23 protein-coding genes are annotated in these 19,319 nt (G+C 71.9%); 17 read left to right on the forward strand and 6 right to left on the reverse strand.

Features of this window, described 5'->3' with window-relative positions; genetic code table 11:
• The 10 genes from GPJ59_RS19585 to GPJ59_RS19630 form a co-directional block, all read left to right on the forward strand.
• Positions 1 to 453 (forward strand): TadE family protein (locus GPJ59_RS19585; RefSeq protein ID WP_258024637.1); only part of this gene is annotated, 453 nt, incomplete at its 5' end.
• Positions 454 to 1,138: 685 nt separating this feature from the next.
• Positions 1,139 to 1,591, forward strand: a complete 453-nt coding sequence (locus tag GPJ59_RS37615) for a TadE/TadG family type IV pilus assembly protein (RefSeq protein WP_258024638.1) — start codon at positions 1,139 to 1,141, stop codon at positions 1,589 to 1,591.
• Positions 1,588 to 2,934: a CpaF family protein gene (locus GPJ59_RS19595; RefSeq protein WP_219668506.1), complete on the forward strand. Its 1,347-nt coding sequence runs from the start codon at positions 1,588 to 1,590 to the stop codon at positions 2,932 to 2,934. Before GPJ59_RS37615 ends, GPJ59_RS19595 begins: the two co-directional genes overlap by 4 nt.
• Positions 2,931 to 3,869, forward strand: a complete 939-nt coding sequence (locus tag GPJ59_RS19600) for a type II secretion system F family protein (RefSeq protein ID WP_219668507.1) — start codon at positions 2,931 to 2,933, stop codon at positions 3,867 to 3,869. The genes GPJ59_RS19595 and GPJ59_RS19600 overlap by 4 nt, the downstream gene beginning before the upstream one ends.
• Positions 3,870 to 3,880: 11 nt before the next feature.
• Complete coding sequence (locus tag GPJ59_RS19605) at positions 3,881 to 4,774, forward strand: DUF5936 domain-containing protein (protein ID WP_219668508.1); 894 nt, start codon at positions 3,881 to 3,883, stop codon at positions 4,772 to 4,774.
• A 5-nt stretch (positions 4,775 to 4,779) separates the two neighbouring features.
• The gene (locus GPJ59_RS19610; RefSeq protein ID WP_219668509.1) at positions 4,780 to 5,475 is read left to right on the forward strand and encodes a response regulator; all 696 of its coding nucleotides are present in this window, start codon (positions 4,780 to 4,782) and stop codon (positions 5,473 to 5,475) included.
• A gap of 110 nt (positions 5,476 to 5,585) precedes the next feature.
• Positions 5,586 to 5,786 carry a hypothetical protein gene (locus tag GPJ59_RS19615; RefSeq protein ID WP_219668510.1) on the forward strand — a complete coding sequence of 67 codons (201 nt, stop codon included), beginning with the start codon at positions 5,586 to 5,588 and terminating at the stop codon, positions 5,784 to 5,786.
• Positions 5,783 to 6,424: a pilus assembly protein TadG-related protein gene (locus GPJ59_RS19620; protein WP_308120376.1), complete on the forward strand. Its 642-nt coding sequence runs from the start codon at positions 5,783 to 5,785 to the stop codon at positions 6,422 to 6,424. The genes GPJ59_RS19615 and GPJ59_RS19620 overlap by 4 nt, the downstream gene beginning before the upstream one ends.
• A gap of 30 nt (positions 6,425 to 6,454) precedes the next feature.
• Entirely contained in the window at positions 6,455 to 7,033 is a 579-nt protein-coding gene (locus GPJ59_RS19625; protein ID WP_219668511.1) for a hypothetical protein, read from the forward strand.
• Between the two features lie 4 nt (positions 7,034 to 7,037).
• Entirely contained in the window at positions 7,038 to 7,676 is a 639-nt protein-coding gene (locus GPJ59_RS19630; protein ID WP_219668512.1) for an OmpA family protein, read from the forward strand.
• Between the two features lie 26 nt (positions 7,677 to 7,702).
• Here the strand turns inward: GPJ59_RS19630 and GPJ59_RS19635 are convergent, their stop codons facing one another.
• Positions 7,703 to 8,254 (reverse strand): TetR/AcrR family transcriptional regulator, encoded by a 552-nt coding sequence (locus GPJ59_RS19635; RefSeq protein WP_219668513.1) that lies wholly within the window; start codon positions 8,252 to 8,254, stop codon positions 7,703 to 7,705.
• Between the two features lie 138 nt (positions 8,255 to 8,392).
• On the opposite strand from GPJ59_RS19635, the gene GPJ59_RS19640 reads away from it, so the two are divergent.
• Positions 8,393 to 8,830 carry a nuclear transport factor 2 family protein gene (locus tag GPJ59_RS19640; RefSeq protein ID WP_219668514.1) on the forward strand — a complete coding sequence of 146 codons (438 nt, stop codon included), beginning with the start codon at positions 8,393 to 8,395 and terminating at the stop codon, positions 8,828 to 8,830.
• 18 nt (positions 8,831 to 8,848) lie between these two features.
• On the opposite strand, the gene GPJ59_RS19645 is transcribed toward GPJ59_RS19640, so the two are convergent.
• Complete coding sequence (locus GPJ59_RS19645; RefSeq protein ID WP_219668515.1) at positions 8,849 to 9,430, reverse strand: TetR/AcrR family transcriptional regulator; 582 nt, start codon at positions 9,428 to 9,430, stop codon at positions 8,849 to 8,851.
• 132 nt (positions 9,431 to 9,562) lie between these two features.
• Here GPJ59_RS19645 and GPJ59_RS19650 point away from each other — a divergent pair, with 132 nt between their 5' ends.
• From GPJ59_RS19650 to GPJ59_RS19660, 3 genes are all read left to right on the forward strand, one after another.
• Positions 9,563 to 11,194, forward strand: coding sequence for an MDR family MFS transporter (locus tag GPJ59_RS19650; RefSeq protein WP_219668516.1), 1,632 nt, complete (start codon positions 9,563 to 9,565; stop codon positions 11,192 to 11,194).
• A 276-nt stretch (positions 11,195 to 11,470) separates the two neighbouring features.
• Entirely contained in the window at positions 11,471 to 12,277 is an 807-nt protein-coding gene (locus GPJ59_RS19655) for a polysaccharide deacetylase family protein (protein WP_219668517.1), read from the forward strand.
• A gap of 150 nt (positions 12,278 to 12,427) precedes the next feature.
• Positions 12,428 to 12,754 (forward strand): nuclear transport factor 2 family protein, encoded by a 327-nt coding sequence (locus tag GPJ59_RS19660; RefSeq protein WP_219668518.1) that lies wholly within the window; start codon positions 12,428 to 12,430, stop codon positions 12,752 to 12,754.
• Between the two features lie 147 nt (positions 12,755 to 12,901).
• Here GPJ59_RS19660 and GPJ59_RS19665 read toward each other — a convergent pair whose 3' ends face one another.
• Positions 12,902 to 14,038 (reverse strand): serine hydrolase domain-containing protein, encoded by a 1,137-nt coding sequence (locus GPJ59_RS19665; protein WP_308120377.1) that lies wholly within the window; start codon positions 14,036 to 14,038, stop codon positions 12,902 to 12,904.
• Between the two features lie 204 nt (positions 14,039 to 14,242).
• Here GPJ59_RS19665 and GPJ59_RS19670 point away from each other — a divergent pair, with 204 nt between their 5' ends.
• From GPJ59_RS19670 to GPJ59_RS19680, 3 genes are all read left to right on the forward strand, one after another.
• On the forward strand, positions 14,243 to 14,875 hold the full coding sequence (locus GPJ59_RS19670) for a hypothetical protein (protein WP_219668520.1): 633 nt from the start codon (positions 14,243 to 14,245) through the stop codon (positions 14,873 to 14,875).
• Positions 14,876 to 15,046: 171 nt separating this feature from the next.
• Positions 15,047 to 15,418 carry a hypothetical protein gene (locus tag GPJ59_RS19675; RefSeq protein ID WP_219668521.1) on the forward strand — a complete coding sequence of 124 codons (372 nt, stop codon included), beginning with the start codon at positions 15,047 to 15,049 and terminating at the stop codon, positions 15,416 to 15,418.
• 6 nt (positions 15,419 to 15,424) lie between these two features.
• Positions 15,425 to 16,114 (forward strand): hypothetical protein, encoded by a 690-nt coding sequence (locus GPJ59_RS19680; RefSeq protein ID WP_219668522.1) that lies wholly within the window; start codon positions 15,425 to 15,427, stop codon positions 16,112 to 16,114.
• A gap of 151 nt (positions 16,115 to 16,265) precedes the next feature.
• Here the strand turns inward: GPJ59_RS19680 and GPJ59_RS19685 are convergent, their stop codons facing one another.
• The 3 genes from GPJ59_RS19685 to GPJ59_RS19695 all read right to left on the reverse strand — a co-directional run bounded on the left by GPJ59_RS19685 (position 16,266) and on the right by GPJ59_RS19695 (position 19,066).
• The gene (locus GPJ59_RS19685; RefSeq protein WP_308120378.1) at positions 16,266 to 17,549 is read right to left on the reverse strand and encodes an extracellular solute-binding protein; all 1,284 of its coding nucleotides are present in this window, start codon (positions 17,547 to 17,549) and stop codon (positions 16,266 to 16,268) included.
• A gap of 287 nt (positions 17,550 to 17,836) precedes the next feature.
• Positions 17,837 to 18,454: an SMI1/KNR4 family protein gene (locus tag GPJ59_RS19690; protein WP_219668523.1), complete on the reverse strand. Its 618-nt coding sequence runs from the start codon at positions 18,452 to 18,454 to the stop codon at positions 17,837 to 17,839.
• Between the two features lie 105 nt (positions 18,455 to 18,559).
• Positions 18,560 to 19,066, reverse strand: coding sequence for a DUF192 domain-containing protein (locus GPJ59_RS19695; RefSeq protein ID WP_374200871.1), 507 nt, complete (start codon positions 19,064 to 19,066; stop codon positions 18,560 to 18,562).
• Positions 19,067 to 19,319 lie beyond the last annotated feature (253 nt).

A 19,319-nucleotide genomic window follows, 5' to 3' on the forward strand; every position in this document is an offset into this window, starting at 1 on the left:
GAGCGAGGGCGCGTGCCGCACGACGCCGGGCAGGGCTGCCGACTGCGCGATGCCGGACAGGGGCGCAGGCCGCGCGACGCTTGGCAGGGTCGCGTGCGACGCGACGCCGGACAGGTCGCGGTCGAGTTCGCCGGGACGGTCCCGCTGATCCTGCTGCTGGTGGCCGCGGTGTGGGAGTGCGTGCTGATCGGCTACGCGTTCTCGCTCGCGGGCAACGCGGCGGACGAGGCTGCCCGGGCGGGCGCGGTCAAGGGGGACGCCGCGTGCGCTGCGGCCGCGGTGGAGCACATCAGCGGCGCGTGGTCGCCGCAGGCCCGTTGCACGGGCGCCTCGAACGGCGTCTACCGGGCCTCGGTGGACCTGAAGCTGCCGGTCCTCTACCCCGGCCTGCTGAACCTCGGCCTCACCATCACCGGCGACGCCGGCTCCCCGATGGAACGGGAGGACGACTGACATGCCCGGCAAACCCCTCCTCGCAACGGAACATCCCCCGACCCAGGGACACAAGCCACGGCCGCCACACCCGGCCCCGCCCGTGGCCGAGTCCACCCCGGGAACGCCCGCGTACCCCGCGGGGGTGCGGGGCGAGGCCTTGCGTACGGGCGTCGGCCCGGGCGCGTACGCCGCGGGGGTGCGGGGCGAGGCCTTGGCCACGGGCGTCGGCCCGGACACGTACCCCGCAGGGGCGCGGGGCGAGGCCTTGCGTACGGGCGTCGGCCCGGGCGCGTACGCCGCAGGGGTGTGCGGCGAGGCCTTGGGAACGGGCGTTGGCCCGGGCGCGTACGCCGCGGGGGTGTGCGGCGAGGCCTTGCGTACGGGCGTTGGCCCGGGCGCGTACGCCGCAGGGGTGCGGGGCAAGGCCTTGGCCACGGGCGTTGGCCCGGGCCCGTACGCCGCAGGGGTGTGCGGCGAGGCCTTGGGAACGGGCGTCGGCCCGGGCGCGTACGTCGCGGCGGCGCGGGGCGAGGCTGCCACGGGAAGGTCTGCGGGGCCGGGCACGTACCCCGCAGGGGCGTGGAGCGAGGCCCCGGGCCAGGGCGCTGACCCGGGTACGTACCCCGCGGCGGCGCGGAGCGAAGCCCCGGGCGCGTACCCCGCAGGGCCGCGGGGGCGCAGCACCCGGAGCGGGGTCCGGGGCTTGCCCCGGTTCGGGAAGGGGCGGGTAGGGGAACAGCCCCGCAGGGCCACCGGCCCCCGCCCGAGCCTCGGCCTCCGCCCCCGCCCCGGCATCCGCCCCCGCGACGCGGGCCAAGTCGCCCTCGAATACATCGGCTTCGTCCCCATCCTCCTCTTCGTCGCCCTCTGCGCAATCCAACTCGGCGTCGTCGCCTACGCCGAGGAACAGGCCGACACCGCCGCCCGCACCGCCGCCCGCATCCAGGCCCGCGAGGGCAAGGGCGGCGCCGCGGCCGGCCGGGCCGCGCTCAGCGACTGGCTCGCCGAGCGGGCGAGGATCGACGTGCCGCGGCAGGGCGACGCCGTCACCGCCACCGTCGAGGTGACGGTTCCCTCCGTCATACCGGGCCTCGGCTCCCACACCGCCAGGCGGTCCGCGACCATGCCGTACGACGCCCCGGAGGGGACCCGATGAGCCTGCGTTCCAGGGTCGGCACCCCCGACGACCGCCACAGCCCCCGCGAGGACGGCCGCCTGGTCTCCTCCTACCGGGCCAAGCTGCTGGAGGAGATCGACCTTGCCGAGATGTCCGCGCTCGCGCCCGCCGAGCGCCGCGCGCGGCTGGAGCGCGTACTCGGCCACATCATCAGCCGCGAGGGCCCGGTGCTGTCCACCGCCGAGCGCGCCCAGCTGATCCGCCGCGTCGTCGACGAGGCCCTCGGCCTCGGCGTCCTCGAACCCCTCCTCGAAGACGCCTCCATCTCCGAGATCATGGTCAACGGCCCCGACCACATCTACGTCGAGCGCGGCGGCCGCGTCGAGCAGCTCCCGCTGCGCTTCGCCTCCCACGAGCAGCTCATGCAGACCATCGAGCGGATCGTCTCCACCGTCAACCGCCGCGTGGACGAGGCGAATCCGATGGTCGACGCCCGCCTGCCCAGCGGCGAGCGGGTCAACGTCATCATCCCGCCGCTGTCCCTGACCGGCGCCACCCTCACCATCCGCCGCTTCCCGCGCGCCTTCACCCTGCACGAGATGATCGCCCTCGGCTCCCTGGACGAGCAGATGCTGCTCCTGCTCTCCGGCCTCGTCCAGGCCAGGATGAACGTGATCGTCTCCGGCGCCACCGGCACCGGCAAGACCACCCTCCTCAACGCCCTCTCCGGCCTCATCCCGGAGGGCGAGCGGATCATCACCATCGAGGACTCCGCCGAACTCCAGCTCCAGCAGGCGCACGTCATCCGCCTCGAATCCCGCCCCGCGAACGTCGAGGGCAAGGGCCGGATCACCATCCGCGACCTCGTCCGCAACAGCCTGCGCATGCGCCCCGACCGCATCATCGTCGGCGAGGTCCGCGGCGGCGAGACCCTCGACATGCTCCAGGCGATGTCCACCGGCCACGACGGCTCCCTGGCCACCGTCCACGCCAACAGCGCCGAGGACGCCCTGATGCGCCTGCAGACGCTGGCCTCCATGTCGGAGGTCGAGGTCCCCTTCGCGGCCCTCCAGGACCAGATCAACTCCGCCGTGAACGTCGTCGTCCAGCTCACCCGCTTCGGCGACGGCACGCGCCGCGTCACCGAGATCGCCATCCTCGACTCGCACGGCCGCGAGCCGTTCCGGATCACCACCGTGTGCCGGTTCCTCGCCCAGCCGATGGGCCCGGACGCACGGGTCCACGGCCACTTCGAGTACTACCCGCTCCCGCGCCGGATCGCCGACCGCCTCTACATGAACAACCAGCCGATCCCCCAGGCCTTCGGGGTCGCCGCGTCGGACGACCAGCTCGCCACCCGGACCGCACGGACTGCCCTGTGAACCCACTCGTCCTCCTCGCCCTCGGCGCCACCCTGCTGGCCGGCCTGCTGGCCGTCCTGGGCGTCCACACGTACGCACGGGGCCGCGCCCAGCACGCCGCACTCGTCGCACGCCTCTCCGCCTCCGGGGAGCCGGAGCCCGCCGGCCGGCGGCGCCGGTTCCGGGGCGTGGACCGGCGGCTGCGCCGCACCCGGCTGGGGCGCCGGATCGAGGCCAAACTGGCCGCCACCGGACTGGACCTGACCCCGGGCGAGTTCTTCGTGTACGTGCTCGGCGCGGTCGCCGCCGTATGGCTGCTCGCGGCCTCCCTCCTGGCCCCGTTCTTCGGGCCGGTGGCCGGGCTGATCGGCCTGTGGGCGGCCGACGCCTTCCTCAACTGGCAGCGGGCCCGCCGCACCGAGCGCTTCATCAACCAGCTGCCCGAACTCGCCCGGATCCTGGCCAACGCCACCCAGGCCGGCCTGGCCCTGCGTACGGCCATCGGGCTCGCCGCCGAGGAGCTGGAGGCGCCGGCCGGGGAGGAGCTGTCCCGGGTCGCCGACCGCCTCGCCGTCGGCCACTCGATCGACGAGGCCCTCGGCGAACTCGCCGACCGGCTGCCCTCGCGCGAACTCGTCGTCCTCGTCTCCACCCTGGTCCTGTCCGCCCGCGCGGGCGGCGCGATCGTGGGCTCCCTGCGCAACCTCACCGTCACCCTGGAGCAGCGCAAGGAGACCCGCCGGGAGATCCGCACCCAGCTCTCGCAGGTGACGGTGACGGCGTACCTGGTGCCGGCCATCGGGCTGGGCTCGCTGCTGCTGGTGGACACGATGATGCCGGGCGCCCTGGACCGGATGACGGGCGCCTTCGTGGGCCAGATCGCCGTCCTGGTCTCCCTGGGCCTGTTCACCCTGGGCTTCATCCTCATCCGCCGCCTGTCGAAGATCGACGTCTGAGGGGGCCCGCCATGACCGCGCTGCTGCTGGCCCTCGCCCTGGCCCTGTCCGTCCTCGGAATCTTCCAGGGCGTACGGCTGTACCGGGCCGACACCAAGCTCCCCACCGACCTCGCCCTCGCCCTGGAGGTCGGCGCGACCCGCACCACGGCCGTCGGCTCCGCCGTGGACCGGCTGGGCATCCGCTGGGCGCCGCTGGTGCTGCGGCTGATGGGACCCAAGCGGGTCGCGGCCAAGCGCCGCCGCATCGACATGGCGGGCAACCCGGCCGGTCTGACCATCGACCGCTACGCGGCCCGGCGCGCGGTGTACGGGGCGCTGGGCGCACTCGGCGCGTTCGCCATGCTCCTGAACGGCAAACTGGTGCCGGCCCTCCTCATGGTGGCGTTCGGGCTGTTCTGGATCGAGGTCGGCCTGTGGTCGGCAACCCGGGTCCGCCGCGACGACATCGAGCGCACGCTGCCGGACTTCCTCGACGTCCTCGCCGTGGTCGTGAGCGCCGGACTGGGCTTCCGGCAGGCCCTGGAACGGGTCGCGGGCAAGTACGAGGGCCCCTGGGCGGACGAGGTCCGCATCACCCTCCAGCAGATGGACATGGGCGTCAGCCGCCGCCAGGCGTTCGACGAGCTGCGGCGGCGCAACGACAGCGAACAGGTGGCCCAGTTCGTCACCGCACTCCAGCAGGGCGAGGAACTCGGCTCCCCGATCGTGGACACCCTGATCGCCATCGCCGAGGACATGCGCCGCACGGACGCCCAGCAGGCCCGCCGCCGCGCCGCACGCGCCGTACCGAAGGCCACCTTCGCCGTGACCATGTTCATGCTCCCCGGCACCCTGATCCTCCTGGTCTGCGGTTTCGTGTACGGGGCGAACGTCGACTTCGGCGCGATCCTCGGGAACGGGTGAGGCGGATGCCGCTGACGCTTCGTGTCCTGATCGCGGACGACGACCCGGTGATCCGGGCGGGCTTGCGGGCCCTGCTCACGGCCGAGGACGGCCTCGTGGTCGCGGCGGAGGCCCGGGACGGCCGCGAGGCCCTGCGACTGGCCCGCTCCCACCGCCCCGACGTGGTCCTGCTGGACGTGCGCATGCCGGGCGTCGACGGCATCTCGGCCCTGCCGCACCTGGTCCAGCTGGCGCAGGTCCTGATGCTGACGCACAGCCGCGAGCCGGAGGTGGTCCGCGAGTCCCTGCTCCTGGGCGCGGGCGGCTACCTCGTACACGGCGAATTCACGCCGGACCAGCTGACCGCGGCGGTCCGCGACGTCCACGAGGGCCGCGCCAACCTCACGACCTCGGCGGCGAGCGCCCTCCTGGCCGAAGTCCGCGCGCACTCTTCGCAGCCGCAACGCTATGTGCCACAATCGCAGGGCCACTCCACGGTCAACCAGCCTTTGTACGGCCTGAGTTCACGTGAGGCGGAGGTCATGGATCTCATCGCGTCCGGGATGAGCAACCAGCAGATCGCGGCGACGTGCTTCATCAGCGAAAAGACGGTGAAGAACCACATCAACCGCATCTTCGCGAAGCTCCACAGCACGACGCGCAGCGAGGCGATAGCCCGCTGGCTGGGAACGGCCCGTCCAGGGATGACGGGCCATGGCTGACCCCCGCACGCATTGGGCCCCCAATTGGGCCCACGGACCCTGGGGCCCCACCCCAGGATCCCCATACCGTCCGCAAATCGACAGCGGCACCGGCCCGGGAGGGGACCCCCATGTCACACAACACGCTGGCGAGACTCCGCAACCGCTACGCGAGCCGCGCCCGCGGGGACCGCGGCCAGACCGCGTTCGAATACCTGGGGATCATCCTGGTGGTCGTGGTGATCATCGGGGCGATCGTGGGGACGGGGATCGGCGAAGCCATCACCGACAAGATCAAGACGGCGGTTACGAATATCAAAGCTGGCAAGTGAGCCTGGTTGGGGGGTCGGACGATCAGGGGCAGGCCTTTCCCGTCTACGTCGTGGTCGTAGCGGGCCTGCTCTTTGCTGCGCTGGCGTTCTTCGTGGTCGGTCAAGCCTCTGTCACGCGTAGCGACGCTCAGGGCGCGGCCGATGCCGCAGCCCTGGCGGCGGCACGCGAGGCCAGGGACAACCTGGTGCCCGGCTTGGATCTGGGTGGCCTCAAGTCGGAAGACTGGTCGAAGGTCCTCGAAGGCAAGTTCTTCGATCCCGCAGGGGCGTGCGGCAAGGCGGAAGACTTCGCTGCCCGGAACGCCGCCAAGGCGACGTGCACGCGTCAGTTCCTCCGCTTCACCGTCGCCGTGGAGACCACGAACACCGTCGGCAACTCGGTGATCCCGGGTACCGACGCGATGCACGGTACTGCCAATGCCACTGCCGAGATCGAGCCTCGGTGCCGGCTGGGGCCAATGGCCACTGCCTCCCCGCCGCTTCCTCCTCCGGTCGAGGGCCCGACGCCTCCGCCGACGCCGCCCGGTCCGGTCAAAATCACGTGCACGGGCGGTGACGACATCATCTTCGATCCACTGAAACCGAAGCCCTGGAATCAGTTGGCCAGGGTCCTCTTCAGCGTACGACTGGTCGACTGACAGCGAACGAGAGACAAGGAAGCGGCGTACATGAGCATTCGGCGCACGGTGAAGGTTCGCGGGGGAGCGGCCGCAGCGATTGTGGCAGTCTTGGCCCTCACATTGGCCGGGTGTGGCGGCGATGACGACAAGACGAAGTCGACTGAGTCGCAGAAGAATGGATCGCAGTCCCACGGGGCCTCCGCGCCCAGTGGGGGGCAGGCTCCCGCGCCGACCGCCATCCTGGCCACGGTCAACGGAGAGAGCGGCATGGTTCTCACCATCAGCGGGGCGCAGCGTGATGCGGGTGGATTTCTCACAGTCAGTGGTCAGTTGAAGAACACGGGCGGTGAGGCGTACGTGAAGACCACCCCATGGCGTGGCAACGAGCTTACGGACAGCGGAACATCCGTTGCTGGTGTCACCCTGGTCGACAAGGTTGGCAAGAAGCGCTACTACGTCCTGAGAGATACGGACGGCCGCTGCCTGTGCACCACGGGCCTGGCTACTATCGAGGCTGGCAAGACCGTGCCCTTCTTTGCTCAGTTCCCCGCCCCGCCGGCCACCACCGCAGAACTCGAGTTCAGTCTGCCGACCTTCGCCACGGCCACCATCAAGATCTCCGGGTGACCCCATGACCACACCCCATCGCACGGCCGCCGCCATAGCCGTCTCCGCCCTGGTCATCGCCGGGGCGCACCTGCTCGGCGCGAGTAGCGCCCACGCCGATGGCGTGAAGCCCTCCGCGCCGCCCGGGACGGAACCCTCCGCCTCCGCGCCCGTGCCCATCGACTCCAACTCGCCCGGCCTGAAGATCCCCCAGGGCGGCACCCTCGCCCCGCCCAAGGTGCTCGACATCGCCGAGGTCGTCGAGGACCTCGGCGGTGAGCAGCGGCGGCAGGAGACCAACCAGAGCGTGATGATGGCCCTCCAGGCCGAGGTGCTGTTCACCGAGAACAGCGCCGTGCTCAGCGCGCAGGCCGCCGCCCGGATCCAGGCCATCGGGCAGGAGATCAACCAGCAGAAGGCGACCCGCGTCCGGGTGTTCGGGTTCACCGACGACCAGGGCAGCTACGAGCACGGCAAGGAGCTGTCCAAGCAGCGGGCCGACTCCGTGCAGGCGGAGCTGGCCAAGACGGTGACGAGCCCGAACGTCACCTTCGACGTCCGCGGCTACAGCGAGGACTACCCGATCGCCGACAACGGCACCGAGGAGGGGCGCAAGAAGAACCGCCGCGTCGAGATCACCTTCCCGCGCGGCGCGGCTGGCTGACCGCGCGCACCCGCCGGACAGAACAGCTAGCGCGCACCCGCCGGCCGGACCGCCCGCCCGGCCGCCGCCGTCGCCAGTGCGGCCAGGGCCCGGGCCCGGTGTGCCGGGGCCGGGCCCGGGGTGAGGGAGGCGACCGCGGTCGCGCCCTCGACCAGGATCAGCAGGTCCTCCGCCAGCTCCGCCGACCCGGCCAGCTCGGCCAACAGTGAGCGCAGCTCGGCCTTGTGCCGCTGGACCACGGCCGGCGCGCCGGCGCCGAGTTCGCCGGCGGCGTTCAGGAACGCGCAGCCGCGGAAGCCGGGTTCGGCGAACCACTCCGCCAGCCAGTCGAAGACCGCCGCCACCGGGTCCGGCGCCCCGGTCGCCGCGTCCCGCAGGGACGCCAGCCAGCGCCGGTCGCGCCGTTCCAGGTACCCGGCGACCAGCGCGTCCTTCGCCGGGAAGAGCCGGTACAGCCGCTTGAGCGGCACCCCCGAGCGCTCGCGGATCCGGTCCATGCCGACCGCCTGGATGCCCTCGGCGTAGAACAGCTCCTCCGCGGCGTCCAGCAGTCGGGTGCGGGCCTCTTCGTCGTCCATAGGGCGAGGGTAGGGCATTCCCCCTTGATCGGAGAACGGGCGTTCTCTAGGGTGGGGGTGCCGCTGGAGAACGACCGTTCTCCGCCTTCTTCGTTCTCCGGCACCTGTCCGCTCCACCCACCGCAGGAGAGGTACGTCATGACCGACGCCGTACGACCCGACGCCGTACGACCGCCCGTGCCGCCCTTCACCGAGGAGACCGCCCGGGCCAAGGTGCAGGCCGCCGAGGACGCCTGGAACACCCGTGACCCCGAGCGGGTCGCGCTCGCCTACACCGAGGACTCGGTCTGGCGAAACCGCGACCGCTTTCTCACCGGCCGGGCCGAGATCCGCGCCTTCCTCGCCGAGAAGTGGGACAAGGAGCTGGACTACCGGCTGCGCAAGGAGCTCTGGGCGTACACGGGCAACCGGATCTCGGTGCGGTTCGAGTACGAGTGGCACGACGCCGGCGGCCAGTGGTGGCGCAGCCACGGCAACGAGCAGTGGGAGTTCGCCGACGACGGCCTGATGCGCCGCCGTGAGGCCAGCATCAACGACGTCCCGATCCGGGAGGACGAGCGGCGGATCCTCCCGTAGTCCGGCCCGGCCCGCGCCCTACTCCGCGTGGTGCGCCTGCTTGATGATGTCGATTGCGACCTCCAGCGCGGCCTGCCGCGTCTGCTCCGGGTCGTCGGCCTCGACGTGCTGGAGGAACATCATCCCGGCGTGCAGCGTGAACAGTGCGCTCACGCAGCGCACCTGGTCGGTCAGCGGGCTGTCCGCCGTGCGCAGCAGCTCCACCATCGCGAACAGCCGGTTCTTCACCGTCTCGCCGATGCTCAGCTCGCGCACCGCCGCCTGGTTCTCCTGCATGAAGCGGTACAGCGAAGCCCCCGAGACCAGGGTCTCGCTGTAGCGGCGGAGGATCTCCTCCTTGGTCTCCAGGGTCCTCGGCTGCTCGCGCGCCCAGGCGATCAGCTCGTCGATCGGCCGCGTCTGGTCGTTGAAGACGCTGATGAGGATCTCTTCCTTGGTCTTGAAGTGGTAGTACAGCGCCGCCTTCGTGACCCCGAGCCGCTCCGCGATCTCGCGCAGGGACGTCTTCTCGTACCCCTGCTCCGCGAAGAGTTCCAGCGCCACGTCCTGGATGCGCTGGCGCGTGTCTCCGCGGCGCTGCTGCGGACTGCTGCTGGACATGGCTCTCCCCATGGAACTTACTTGACGCCCGGCTAGTAGCCGGTCTACCTTCCCCAGTGTAGTGAACTAGCCGGTCGGCAAGTAAGTGCCGGTGCGCGGTGTGGACGAAGATCACATACGGGGAGATGGGACATGGCTGAGGCCGCTGGGGCAGTGAAGCGGGCGGACGCCCCGGAGGGGGTGAAGCCACGCAGTGTGCGCGTCGTCCTGATGGCGCTCATGATCGCCATGCTGCTGGCCATGCTCGACAACATGATCATCGGTACGGCGATGCCGACGATCGTCGGCGAGCTCGGCGGCCTGGAGCACCTGTCGTGGGTCGTCACCGCCTACACCCTGGCCACCGCCGCCTCCACCCCCATCTGGGGCAAGCTCGGCGACATGTACGGCCGGAAGGGCTCCTTCCTCACCTCCATCGTGATCTTCCTGGTCGGCTCCGCGCTCAGCGGCATGGCCCAGGACATGGGCCAGCTCATCGGCTTCCGCGCCGTCCAGGGCCTCGGCGCCGGCGGTCTGATGGTCGGTGTCATGGCGATCATCGGTGACCTCATCCCGCCCCGGGAGCGCGGCAAGTACCAGGGCATGATGGCCGGCGTCATGGCGCTCGCGATGATCGGCGGCCCGCTGGTCGGCGGCACCATCACCGACCACATGGGCTGGCGCTGGTCCTTCTACATCAACCTGCCCCTGGGCGCCGTCGCCCTCGCCATGGTCACGGCCGTGCTCCACCTCCCCAAGAATGACAAGGGCGCGGGCCGCATCGACTACCTGGGCGCGGCGCTGCTCACCGTGGCCATCACCTCCACCGTCCTGGTCACCACCTGGGGCGGCACCGAGTACGCCTGGGGCTCCGCCGAGATCCTCGGCCTGATCGTCGTCGGCGTGCTGTCCGTCGCCGCCTTCCTCTACGCCGAGACCCGCGCGGCCGAGCCCGTCCTGCCGCTGCACATCTTCCGCAGCCGCAACTTCACCCTCATGTCGGTGATCGGCTTCCTGACCGGCTTCGCGATGTTCGGCGGCGTGCTCTACCTGCCGCTCTTCCAGCAGTCCGTGCAGGGCGCCTCCGCCACCAACTCCGGTCTGCTGCTCCTGCCGATGCTGCTGTCGATGATGGCCGTCTCGCTGGTCGCGGGCCGGATCACCACCAGCAGCGGCAAGTACAAGGTGTTCCCGATCGCCGGCGGCGCGCTGATGGTCGCGGGCCTCTACCTGCTGGCCACCATGGACACCGGCACCACCCGCCTGGTCTCCGGCATCTACATGGCCGTCCTCGGTGCCGGCCTCGGCTTCCTGATGCAGATCACCATGCTGGTCGCGCAGAACAGCGTCGAGATGAAGGACATGGGCGTCGCGTCCTCCTCGGCCACCCTCTTCCGCACCCTCGGCGGCTCCTTCGGAGTGGCCCTGATGGGCTCGCTGTTCACCGGCCGGGTGCAGGACGCCATGACTGAGCGGCTCGGCGAGGCCGGCGGGGCCGCCACCGCGGGCAGCGCGCAGCTGGACGCGGCGAGCCTGGCCAAGCTGCCGGAGCACGTGCGCGAGGCGTACCAGTACGCCGTCGCCGCCGGCACCCACTCGGCGTTCCTGCTCGGCGCGGCGGTCGCCGTACTGGGCTTCCTCGCGGCCTGGTTCGTCAAGGAGGTCCCGCTGCGCGGCGCCGGACCCGCCCCGGCCGGCGAGTCCGGGGAGTCCGGGGAGTCCGCCCCGGAGTCGGCCGCGGGCCGGTCGGCGGAGGGCCGCCAGGAGCAGCCGGTCTCCGGCTGACACCACAACGCCAGGGCGCGGGCAACGGCCCCCGGAGGATCCCGAGAAACCATCGGATCCCTCCGGGGGCCGTTGCCGTGGTGACGGGTGGGGCGACATGGTGCGATCGGGAAGCAAGGGACCAATGTCCCGAATTCATGGACAAATGGCGGGGAACTCCTCACCGTTGGCGGGCGTCCTGAACCACGCAACCGTCAGAAGCGGAAGCAGACGCGGAAGCAGCAGCGGAAGCAGCAGAGGAAGCAGAAGCAGAAGCCGATCGGGAGGGGACCGTCCATGGAGCGACGCACGATCAAACCCGCCACCCGGGCCTGGATAGCCGCCGCGGCCTCGGCCGCCGCCGTCGCGGCGACGGTGTGGGGGGTCGGCACCCTGACCGCCGACGACGCCGGCGACCGGCGGCAGGGCGCCTCCCAGGAGCAGGGCGCCGACGACGCCAAGGCCCCGCCCGGCGGCCGGCCGCAGCAGGTTCCCGACAGCATCGCCCACGCCTCCGAGGCCGGCGGCGCCGCCGTCAACATCACCATCGACGACGGTCCGGACCCGGTCTGGACCCCGCAGGTCCTCGACGTCCTCGCCCGGTACGACGTGAAGGCGACCTTCTGCATGATCGGCCCCCAGGCCAAGGACCACCCCGACCTGGTGAAGCGGGTCGTCGCGGCCGGGCACCGGCTGTGCGACCACACCACGGCGCACGACACCGGCATGGCCGCCAAGCCCGTGGCCTACCAGGAGCAGCAGATCCTGGAGGCCCAGCGGATGATCGAGGAGGCGGCCGGCGGCGGGGCGGCCGTCGAGTACTACCGGGCGCCCGGCGGCGCCTTCACCCCCGACAGCCGCCGGATCGCGGCGGCCCACGGCATGCGCCCGCTCGGCTGGAACGTCGACACCAAGGACTTCTCCACGCCCGGCGTGGACGCCATCGTGAACACCGTCAAGAACGAGCTGCGCAACGGCCCGACCGTCCTCTTCCACGACGGCGGCGGCAACCGCCGGCAGTCCGTCCAGGCCCTCGACCGGGTCCTGGCCTGGCTGAAGGAGGAGGGCCGCCCCACCGGCTTCCCGGTCCGCACCACGCCCTGACGCCCGCCGCCCGGCCCTTCGAGGCCCCCGCCACCGTCCCGTACGGACACGCCGCCGGGCGGCGAACGGGTGAGGATCGGCGGCTGCGGCGCCCCGCGGGTGTTCCCTGGTCGGGACCGTCGTACTCCCCGGTCCGACCAGGAGACCCCCGTGACCATCGCCCCGAGCAAACTCTCCGACCCCACCGTCGCCGCCTTCGTGACCGCCGTCAACGCGCACGACAGGGACGCCTTCCTGAAGCTGCTCACGCCCGACGCGACCATGTCCGACGACGGCTCCGACCGCGACCTCCAGGAGTGGATCGACAAGGAGATCTTCGACTCCGGCGGCCACATGGACGTCCAGAAGGAGTCTGCCGGCGGGCGCCACCTGGTCGTCAACTACCGCAACGACACCTGGGGCGAGATGCGCACCGCCTGGCACTTCGAGGTCGCCGACGGCGGCCGGATCAGCCGCTTCGAGACCGGCCAGGCCTGACCGCACGCGCGCCGGCCAGGCCCGGCCGTACGTCGCCCGGCCGGGCCTGAGCCCACGCACGCCGGTCGGGCCCGACCGGGACCCCCGCCCCCTCGGGCCCGACCGGGACGCCCGCCCGGTCAGCCCAGGCCGTTCAGCCCCGCCCGCTCAGCCCAGGCCGCGCGCCACCGCCAGCACCGCTGCCGTCAGGCGCTCGTTCTCCGCGGCGTTGCCGCCCGGGAAGAAGAAGCGGCGGCGGGTGTAGGCGTAGGCGACCGAGGTGGCGGGATCGGCGAAGGACTGGGCGCCCGCCGCCCCGCTGTGCCCGAACGCCTGCGGCCCCACCGCCGGCTGCAGCTCGAAGCCCAGCCCGAAGTGGTCCACCTCGGGCACGACCCGGTCGGCGCCGGGCGTGTGCAGCCGCGCGACCTCCGCCGCCGTGTCCGGCTTCAGCAGCGCCGGCCGGTCGTCCAGGACGCCGATCGCCGCCGCGTACATCGCCGCGACGCCGCGCGCCGAGCCGACCCCGCCCGCCGAGGCCGGACCCTGGGCCACCACCTGCGGGTGGTTGCCGTACTCGACCATGTCCATCGGCGGGTCGACGTGCGCGTTGAACGCCACCGCCATCAGTTCCGGCAGGGCCGGCCCGGCGGCCGCGGCCGCCAGCTGCTCCGGGGTCGGCAGCTGCGGCAGTATCGGCTTGCGGCGCCCCTCCAGCGCGGCCGGCAGCCCCAGGTACAGGTCCAGCCCGAACGGCGCCCGGATCCGCTCCTCGTAGATCTCCTGCAGCGAGCGCCCGGTGACCCGCCGCACCACCTCGCCGGTCAGCGCGCCGATGACGAAGGCGTGGTAGCCGTACGCCGTGCCCGGCTCCCAGTACGGCTCCGCCTCCGCGAGCCGGGCCGCCAGCAGCGCGTCGTCCGCCAGCTCCGGCAGGGTGAAGCCCTCGGGCACGTTGATCAGCCCGGACCCGTGCGCCACAAGCTGGCGCACCGTCAGCTTCTCCTTGCCGTGCCCGGTGAACTCCGGCCAGTAGGACGACACCGGGCGGTCCAGCTCCAGTACGCCGTCCTGCACCAGCAGCGCCACCACCAGGTGCGCGGCGCCCTTGGTGACCGAGTAGACCGCGCCGAGGGTGTCGCCGTCGGTGTCCTCGCCCGTCCAGAGGTCCACCACGCGCCGGCCCCGGTGGTGCACCACGAGCTGCGCCTCGGGGGAGTGCTGCTCGGCGGCGGCGAAGGCCGCGAACTCCTCCCGCACGGACTCCCAGCCGGCCGCGACCGTGCCGTTCACCGTGTCGCTCACTGCGCTGTTCTCTGCCGTTCCCATGAATCCCCCTGAATCCTGCTGAATCCCGATGAAGATCGTTCTACGGTCCTGCCCGCCCAACCGGCCGCGGTCGGTTGATATTCCTGGGGGTGCCTGCGCGGGTGTCCGCCGGGCCGCACGTACGGGTGAACGCGCGCCGGGCGACGTTCCGGCCCGCACGGGCGGCCCGTTGGTCCGGGCATGAAGCGCACCCGTATCGCCGCTCTGGGCCTCGTCACCGCCGCGGCCGCCCTCGGTCCCGCCCTCGCCCCGGCGTCCGCCGCCGACGGCACGACGTTCCTGCAGGACCCGAGGGGCGGCGAGAAGGACATGAAGTCGCTGTGGACCAAGGACGACGCGCACAAGGTCGAGGCGCAGTTCCGCTTCCACCCGGGCGTCATGTACCGGATGGTCGACGCGCCGGACCGCCCGCAGGCCGCGGAGTGGGGCGCGAAGAAGGTCGATCCCGAGTCGGTGTCCTGGCAGCCGAAGTTCGAGTTCGCCTGGGCGGTGTCCGACTCGGTGGTGGTGAAGAAGGCGCTGACCGCCAAGGACGGCAAGCACCCGGTCACCCTGTACGCCGTCCTGCGCCGGCCCGACGGCAAGCCCGCCGCGGAGGTCCGCAGCACGTCGGAGAACAGGCCGGCCACGGGCCGTACGACGATCGACGCCGGCAAGCGCGTCGCGTGCGACAGCGGGACTTACACGGTGGAGTGGTCGGTGACCCGCACCGGCTACGGAACCCTGAGCGGCTCACTGCCGTGGAACTCCACCTGCGAGTCCTACCGCACGGCCTTCACCCAGGGCCAGGGTCAGGGCCAGGGCCAGGGCTGAGAGACCCGGGCCCTTACCCCCTGGACGGCCGCGGCGCGCAGACCTGATCCGGCCAATTCGCCGAGTGGACACCCGTGTTGACGCCTGGTTATGGTCAGCCGCCTCGGCGCCGGAGCCGGCTCGCCGGGTCCGTGCGCCCCGCGTAGGTTCCGTAGCAGTGGGGGTCGCCCGGTGGGTGCGTTCAATCAGCAGAACCAGCAGGTGCACGGCAGACAGATCAACATCGAGGGCGGCGTGCACGGCGGCCTGCACATCGGCGGCGCGGGTGACGACGACCGGAGCGAGCTGGCGGCCGCTCTCGGCGCCCTGCTCGAACAGATCGCGCGGGCCAAGGGCGACGGCACCCTTACGGAGGAGCTCGCCCTGGACATGGAGCACGAGGTCAGCCAGGCCTCCGCGGCAGCGCGCCGCCCAGGTGCCGAGGCCTCGGCCGTGACGAACCGGCTGACCCGTGCGCGTGGACTGCTCTCCGGCGTCGCGAGCACCGCGGCCCTCGTGTCGGCGTTGAGCGCGGCCATCACCACCGCCCAGACCCTGCTCTGACGCGCAGTGGCCGACTTCGAGCAGAGCGACCAGAAGGTCCGCGACCAGATCAACATCAACAATCCGGGAACCTTGATCGGCGGGGCTGTGGTGCTGGGCATCGTCGGCATCGTGGTGTTCGGCATCGCCTCCGTCACCGGGGGCGGTGACCGGGACGCCGTGACCGTGGGCGCCACTCCGGGCGCGCAGGCCTCCCCGTCCGCGTCGCCCTCGGCCCCGCCGACGGCCCCGCCGTCGGGGGCTCCTTCGGCCGCGGCCTCGTCCGCCGGCGTGGTGGCGCAGGGGGCGCCGCCTGCCTCGACTTCGTCGGCCGGCCCGTCAGGGCAACCGATATGCGGGGGTACGCATCCGTCGAGCACGCTTGCCACCGTGAAGGATTCGGTCTGCTATGCGGCGGAGGCCGGTAAGTACACCCTGGTGGCCGAGGTCAGTGCTGCCACGCCGACGCTCGTGGACGTCTACGTGTGGGTCTCCACGGAACCGGGGAACGTCTACGCCTACCCGGCCGGTGGGCCGAGGATGTGGAGGGTCAAGGTGGGGCCGGACAAACAGGAGTTCAGGCTTCCCATCGACATGGGCCTGACGTCGGGCCGCTCGTACGGCGTTCACGTGTGGACGGGGAAGGCCGGGGGCCCTCCACCGCCGGCCGCGACCAATGCGGAGGTCACCGGGCACAGCCTGATGTTCAAGCGCTGAGCAGCCGCTGGGCAAGCGCGGGGAACGGGACCCGGTGGGCCCGCGGGCGCCTTGTGGGCGCGGGGCGGGGAAACCCGGGCTGACCTTCGTGAGGTCGGTTTCGGTCCGTCGGAGCGTCGGTCGGTCGGGTTCGTCTCGGCCCGGTAGGGCCTCAGTGGCCCTTGCCGGCCTCGCGGGACTTCTCCGCGATGGCTTCCAGTACGGCCTTCGGGTCGCCGCCCGGTTCCACCGCGCGGCCGATGTTGCGCTTGATGGTGTCGCTGACCGTCACCCAGTTCGGGTCGTTGACGGGGTAGAGCTGGGCGCCGCGCAGGGCCGTCAGGAAGGCGGTGTCGGTCTCGTCGAGGCCGCCGCCGGCCGAGGGCCGGGACGCGGAGACGGTGGACGGCAGCAGGTGGTAGCGGTCGGCGAAGTCCTTCAGGTTCTTGTCGCGGTAGACGAACTCCAGGAAGCGGCCGATCTGGGCCCGCTTGCCGTTCTGCTTGAAGGCCATCATCCAGTCCGCCACGCCCACCGCCGGCGGCCGCTCCCCGGCCCCGATCGTGTCGGACACCGGCATCTCCACGGCGCGGACGCCGATGCCCTTGGCCTTCGCCTCGTGCAGCAGCGAGGGGTAGCCGTTGAGCATGCCGACCTCGCCGCGCAGGAACGCCGCGAAGGCGTCCGCCCGGTTGAGCTGGGAGGGCGGAACGGGACCCAGCAGGCCGGGGGCGGCCAGGTTCTCCTTGATCCAGCGGAAGGTCTGGATGTTCTGGTCGGAGGCGAGGCTGTAGTTGCCGCTGCTGTCGGCGTAGCCGCCGCCGTTGCTGAGCTCCCAGATCATCGCCTCCGCGTGGGCCTCCTCGGGGCCGAGCGGCATGGCGTACGGGAACTTCACGCCCTTGTCCTTGAGGGCCTTGGCGGCGGACTTCAGGTCCGACCAGGTCCTGGGCGCGGTGACGCCCGCCTTGGCGAACAGCGCCTCGTTGTAGAAGAGCAGGCGGCTGCTGGCCACGAACGGCAGCCCGTACAGGGTGCTGCCCACCGAGCCGGCCTCCGCCAGCGGCGGGAGGAAGTTCGCCTCCGCGCTGATGGAGAGCAGTTCCTCGGCGGCGTACAGCTTGCCCTGTGCCGCGAAGTCCGAGTAGGCGCCCATGAGGGCCATGTCGGGCGCCTTGCCCGACTTCACCATTCGGCTGACCTCGCGGTCGATGTCGGCCCACGGCAGCAGTTTCACCTCCAGCTTCATGCCGGGGTTCTGGGCTGTGAAATCCTTGGCCATCTTGTCCCAGAAGGACTTGGAACTGTTCGCCTGGTTGTCCCCGTATTCGGCGGCCACCAGCCGCAGGGTGTTCTCGTCCCCGCCCTCGCCGGCGGAGGATCCGCAGCCGGAAAGCGGTATGAGCAGGCCGAGTACGGTCGCACCGGCGGCCGCCCCGAAGATTCTTCGTCGCACGGGTGAATTCCCCTGAGTTCTTTTTTCGAGTCCCGGTACTTGCGTTGTTACTTATGAGTTGCTCCGGGCGAGGTGTCCCTCGGTGGCCCGATGGCCGGAATTCTCTCCTGAACCAGGGGTGGTTCATCGCATGGGGGCGGCAGTTATGGGCAATGATCCAACCGCCGCTTTTCCTTGTGGTGTTTTCCGCTATGTGATCGAAAAGCGCCACGCGCGTAGACATGCCGAAAAGCCCGTTTCGCGTTGTGCGACGGGCTGTTCGGTGAAGAAAGGGTGAGGGGCGCGGATCAGTCGGCGAAGTCGCCGGCGTACGGGTCGGGGTCCCCGGTCTCGGGGTTGCGGCCCTCCTGCCAGCGGCGCTGGGCCTTGCGCCAGTGCACGAAGCTGTGCTGCCCGCCGTCCCAGAACGTGATGCTGAGCGGGCTCACGTCGAACTCGTCCGACAGCAGCCGGCACAGGAACTCGGCCATGCCGTACGGGTACACGGCGAAGGCGTCGGCGGTGTGCCGCCCGCACACCAGGACCGGCCAGCGGTCCGGGTCGGGGTCGGTGGTGAGCCAGCACAGGATGTCGGCGCCCGTGGTGACGCCCCAGGCGATGATCGACTCAGGGTCCACGTCGAACGCGGCCCGGCCGCCGTAGGACTCCCACATGGCCCGGGCGTTGGCGGTCTCCTCGCCCATCTGGGCGGGGTCCCACTGGAGTCCGGGCTTGGGCAGCGGCAGCAGGATCTCGGCCTCGCCGTTGACGGTGCCGGCGCCGAACCGGCCCATGAAGGCGACGTAGTCGGAGGGGAACCGTACGCCCCAGGCCGCCTCGACGGCCGGCCAGTCGAGGTCCTCGTCCGCGCCGTGGGTGGCGGGCATGATCCGCTCCAGCGCCTTGACCTGCGCGTTCTCCGTCATCGCCGCTCCCCGACGCCCGCCCTTGCCCAACCGTCCCAATTTACCGTGCGGCTCACGCCCCCGGACCGGGCCCCCACCCCTACTTCCCACCCCTACGCCTGGCCCCTACGCCGCGCCCCCGGCCGACAGCCCGACCACCGTCCCGGGCCGCAGCCCCCAGGCCGCCATCGCGCCCGCCTCGGCCTCCAGGACGTGCCGGGAGCGGGGGCGGGGCAGGCCGAGGCGGCCCGGCGGCATGGTGCGTACCGCCAGCACCCGCAGGCGCCGGTCCAGATAGGCCACGTCGATGGCGAACCGCATCCCGAAGGTGTGCACGCTCCCGGCGGGCGTGAGCAGCAGGGCCCCGTCGACACCGTCCCGCCCGAGCAGCCCCCGGGTCCGCGCCCGGTACGAGGCGGCGACCTCCAGCGGCACGCACAGCCCGCCGCCCGCGCCCTCGCCGCCCGCGCTCCCGCCCCCGCCACCGGGGACGAGCAGCGCGCCGGGGCCGTCCCGCCAGCGGCGCCGCCCGAGGCGCCCACGGCGCAGCCGGTCCGGCTCGTCCGGCACGCCCGGCTCATCCGGCACTTCCGGCTCATCCGGCTCGTCCGGTCCGTGCGTCTCGTGTGCCATCACGCCCCCTCGGCGGTCCGCGGCCCTGGGCCCGTTCGGCGGTCCGCGCTCCGCAGCCCTTCTCACCGTATGTTCCGCGCGCCTTCCGGTGATTGGGCCCTCGGGCCCATGCCGGGCCCCCGGAGCGGGCCTAGGGTCGCGGGATGGGCCCGCTCGTGATCACCGCGGCGGCCGCCGCGTACGGCGCGGCCGCCGCCCTGCTGCTGCCCCGCGCCGCCTACCGCCTCTCCGTCCGCCCCGAGGAGCCCTGGCG

Origin of the sequence: Streptomyces bambusae (assembly GCF_019400985.1) — a bacterium.
Classification (GTDB): Bacteria; Actinomycetota; Actinomycetes; order Streptomycetales; family Streptomycetaceae; genus Streptomyces; species Streptomyces bambusae_A.

Coding starts and splice junctions, on each gene's coding strand:
- GPJ59_RS19595 (WP_219668506.1), top strand. CDS start 1,588: ATGAGCCTGCGTTCCAGGGTCGGCACCCCCGACGACCGCCACAGCCCC.
- GPJ59_RS19605 (WP_219668508.1), top strand. CDS start 3,881: ATGACCGCGCTGCTGCTGGCCCTCGCCCTGGCCCTGTCCGTCCTCGGA.
- GPJ59_RS19610 (WP_219668509.1), top strand. CDS start 4,780: ATGCCGCTGACGCTTCGTGTCCTGATCGCGGACGACGACCCGGTGATC.
- GPJ59_RS19615 (WP_219668510.1), top strand. CDS start 5,586: ATGTCACACAACACGCTGGCGAGACTCCGCAACCGCTACGCGAGCCGC.
- GPJ59_RS19625 (WP_219668511.1), top strand. CDS start 6,455: ATGAGCATTCGGCGCACGGTGAAGGTTCGCGGGGGAGCGGCCGCAGCG.
- GPJ59_RS19630 (WP_219668512.1), top strand. CDS start 7,038: ATGACCACACCCCATCGCACGGCCGCCGCCATAGCCGTCTCCGCCCTG.
- GPJ59_RS19635 (WP_219668513.1), bottom strand. CDS start 8,254: ATGGACGACGAAGAGGCCCGCACCCGACTGCTGGACGCCGCGGAGGAG.
- GPJ59_RS19640 (WP_219668514.1), top strand. CDS start 8,393: ATGACCGACGCCGTACGACCCGACGCCGTACGACCGCCCGTGCCGCCC.
- GPJ59_RS19645 (WP_219668515.1), bottom strand. CDS start 9,430: ATGTCCAGCAGCAGTCCGCAGCAGCGCCGCGGAGACACGCGCCAGCGC.
- GPJ59_RS19650 (WP_219668516.1), top strand. CDS start 9,563: ATGGCTGAGGCCGCTGGGGCAGTGAAGCGGGCGGACGCCCCGGAGGGG.
- GPJ59_RS19655 (WP_219668517.1), top strand. CDS start 11,471: ATGGAGCGACGCACGATCAAACCCGCCACCCGGGCCTGGATAGCCGCC.
- GPJ59_RS19670 (WP_219668520.1), top strand. CDS start 14,243: ATGAAGCGCACCCGTATCGCCGCTCTGGGCCTCGTCACCGCCGCGGCC.
- GPJ59_RS19690 (WP_219668523.1), bottom strand. CDS start 18,454: ATGACGGAGAACGCGCAGGTCAAGGCGCTGGAGCGGATCATGCCCGCC.
- GPJ59_RS19695 (WP_374200871.1), bottom strand. CDS start 19,066: ATGGCACACGAGACGCACGGACCGGACGAGCCGGATGAGCCGGAAGTG.